Source organism: Hydrocoleum sp. CS-953, assembly GCF_002260545.1.
Lineage (GTDB): Bacteria > Cyanobacteriota > Cyanobacteriia > Cyanobacteriales > Microcoleaceae > Trichodesmium.
Genome location: NZ_LGSU01000351.1, coordinates 1 through 2,834 on the forward strand (window position 1 = coordinate 1; position 2,834 = coordinate 2,834).

Annotated in this window: 2 protein-coding genes; both read left to right on the forward strand. The window is 35.1% G+C overall.

What is annotated here, in order from left to right:
* On the forward strand, positions 1-717 hold a 717-nt coding region (locus AFK68_RS36245; protein WP_210407200.1), incomplete at its 5' end, for a sigma-70 family RNA polymerase sigma factor.
* 426 nt (positions 718-1,143) lie between these two features.
* Positions 1,144-2,373: a DUF1822 family protein gene (locus tag AFK68_RS03290; RefSeq protein WP_094671580.1), complete on the forward strand. Its 1,230-nt coding sequence runs from the start codon at positions 1,144-1,146 to the stop codon at positions 2,371-2,373.
* Positions 2,374-2,834 lie beyond the last annotated feature (461 nt).

Here is a 2,834-nt window from a genome sequence, read left to right on the forward strand (position 1 = left end):
TGTATAAACGCAGCAAATGATTATATTTATATTGATGACAAGACTGATATAGATTTATTGGAAAGAAATGGAGACAACCAAACTGAATTTATTAAATTGAATCATCCAGAACGAGAAATAGAACTAGAAGAAACACAGCAAATAGCTTCCATTTGTTTGGATGAGTTTGCCAAACTACCCCTAGAATCTCAGAAACTAATACAACTATATTATGGTTTGGAAATCTCGCAAACTGAAATGAAGGAAATATTTGGTTTACAGCAATATCAAATATCTCGAAAAATCAAACGGAGTGAAAAAAAGCTTTTGGAAGCTTTGGGAAAATGGAGTCAAGCAAATTTAGAAATTACTCCCAATGAAGAAATTATCAAAGAACAAAATCAAGCTTTAAAGGAATACTTAAAGCCCTATTTTAAACAGCACTTTGAGGCAGCATTAGAGCAAAAATTAGGGGAAAATAATCAGGAAAAAATTCTGATACTACGATTATATTATGGTGAAAAATTAAAGCTGGAGACTGTGGCAGAAAAGCTGAAGGTTTCTTCTCAAACAATTACTCAAGAAATTGAAATAGTCAAGCAAAATCTAGAGATATTTTTGCAGGAATGGATAAAAGAAAAAATGGATATTTCTTTATCTAATTCTCGAAACAAAAGAATTGTTAGCTTTGTAGAAGAATGGTTGAAAGAAGAAGCGCCTTATGCAATTTGGAATTAACAGCAGTAGGGGCGAATGGCTATTCGCCCATACTAGAAGCCAGAAGTTAAATTCTTTTCCCGTAGAAACCGGGTTTGTGTCAGTAGATTTCACTTCTGTGGGTTATATAAATACAAACACGGTTTCTTAATAATGTAGGGGTTTGGTCTCCAAACCAAAGCTAAGATAGGATTTGTCAACCAAACCCCTACGATAAAATTATTTAATTTGGGATTGCTATAACTGCTAATAGTTATAAAAAACAGGAGAAATAAAAAATGTCAGTAACACAAAAAATGTCACTAACAATAGATGTTTTCGGCATGATTTTTGAAAGAATGTNACCAAAGCTAAGATAGGATTTGTCAACCAAACCCCTACGATAAAATTATTTAATTTGGGATTGCTATAACTGCTAATAGTTATAAAAAACAGGAGAAATAAAAAATGTCAGTAACACAAAAAATGTCACTAACAATAGATGAATTAACAATAGTATATCCAGACCAATTAATATTAGAATTTTCTCCAGAAGAAATTGAACAAGTTTGGCAAGAATTACCCAAATATTCTAATGATGCAGCGCGATGGAATGCTTTTTTAAATCATCTCTGTTTAAATATAATGATGAAATATTTAGCAGAAGATGAACCACCAGAAACACAACCACAAATATCACCTAACTTAGAAACTTTAAATCAAATTTGGGAAGTAGTAAATGGTAGTGCTATTACTATCGGAGAAACTAGAATTATTCTCATTCCAACTGAAGAAATAGATACAGAAACATTTGCCATTCCTCAAGAGTGGGTAGACTTACCAACTTGGGTAGGTGACTATTATTTGGCAGCACTGGTGGAACCAGAAGAAGAGAGGATGAGAATTTGGGGTTACACCAGTTATCAAAACCTGAAAGATGAAGCAAACTATGATGAATTCGATCGCCTCTATTATTTAGGACAAGAATTTATGACGGAAGACTTAAACGTGATGTGGGTAGCGCGGGAAGTTTGCCCACTCCCGAAACCAGAAGTGGTAGCAGTAGGAAGTTTATCTGGAGATGAAGCGACTACTTTAGTCAGAGAGTTGGGGCGATCGCCTGGTTATTATCCTCGGTTGGAGGTGGAGTTTGAGAAGTGGGGAGCGTTGTTAGAAAATCAGAATTTATTGCGGATGTTGTATGAAGAAAGGTTAGGGGATGAGCGCAAAACTTCTACTTCTACAAATTTGCTGCAATGGTTAGATGGAATATTTGAAACTGCTTGGCAAACTGTAGACGAAATTTTAACACCAGAGCAACTGTTTAGTTATCGTAGCAGAAGTTATCGCAGTCGTGAAAATATTTTTTCCCCTTCAGTGAGAATATCGCGGGGTAAAAAGATCGATCTAGGAATGCGACTGGTTGAGGAGTCAGTTGCTTTAGTTGTGAGTTGCTTACCAGAAACAGAGGAAGATAATATCAAAATTCAAGTATATCCTATGGGGGAAAAAACTTATTTACCTCCCGGAGTTAAGTTAATAGTTATGGATGAAAATGGAGAGGAATTTGAACCTGCAATATCTCGCGATGCGGATAATTTTATTCAGTTACAATTTTCTGCTGAAACAGGAGACAAGTTTAGTGTTGCTGTGGCATTAGAAGAGGCAAGAATTACTGAAGAATTTTGTTTGGAATAGCTAGGAATTTAACTGCCAAAAATGTGGCAAATGATATAACACACCGTCGGGTGGGGCGGGTTTATATAAATCTTATAGTAAGCATGAAAATTTCTGCTAAAACCCGCCCCTACTCGCTATTTTTTATTACCAAAAAATCATGGAAAATTATCTTGAAAATTATCACCGGACTGCATTAGAGAATTAGGTTCTGTAGGGGCGGGTTCCACAGTTAATTTAACGAGTTTTCACATTAAGTAAAATCAACCCGCCCCCAATCATAATAACCCACCTTTGAATCGGAATTATTTAATTATTAATTATTCGGTAAGCGAGTTAAATTTTGGTGTGGCTTTATGTCATCGGTAGGGGCGAGTTTCACAGTTAAGTTAAAGAGTTTTCACATTAAGTAAAATCAACCCGCCCCCAATAATATAACCCACCTTTTAACCTGAATTATTTAATCTTAATTATTCGGTAAG

Bases quoted from the DNA above. Each gene is read 5' to 3' on its own strand.
- AFK68_RS03290 (WP_094671580.1), top strand. From the start codon at position 1,144: ATGTCAGTAACACAAAAAATGTCACTAACAATAGATGAATTAACAATA.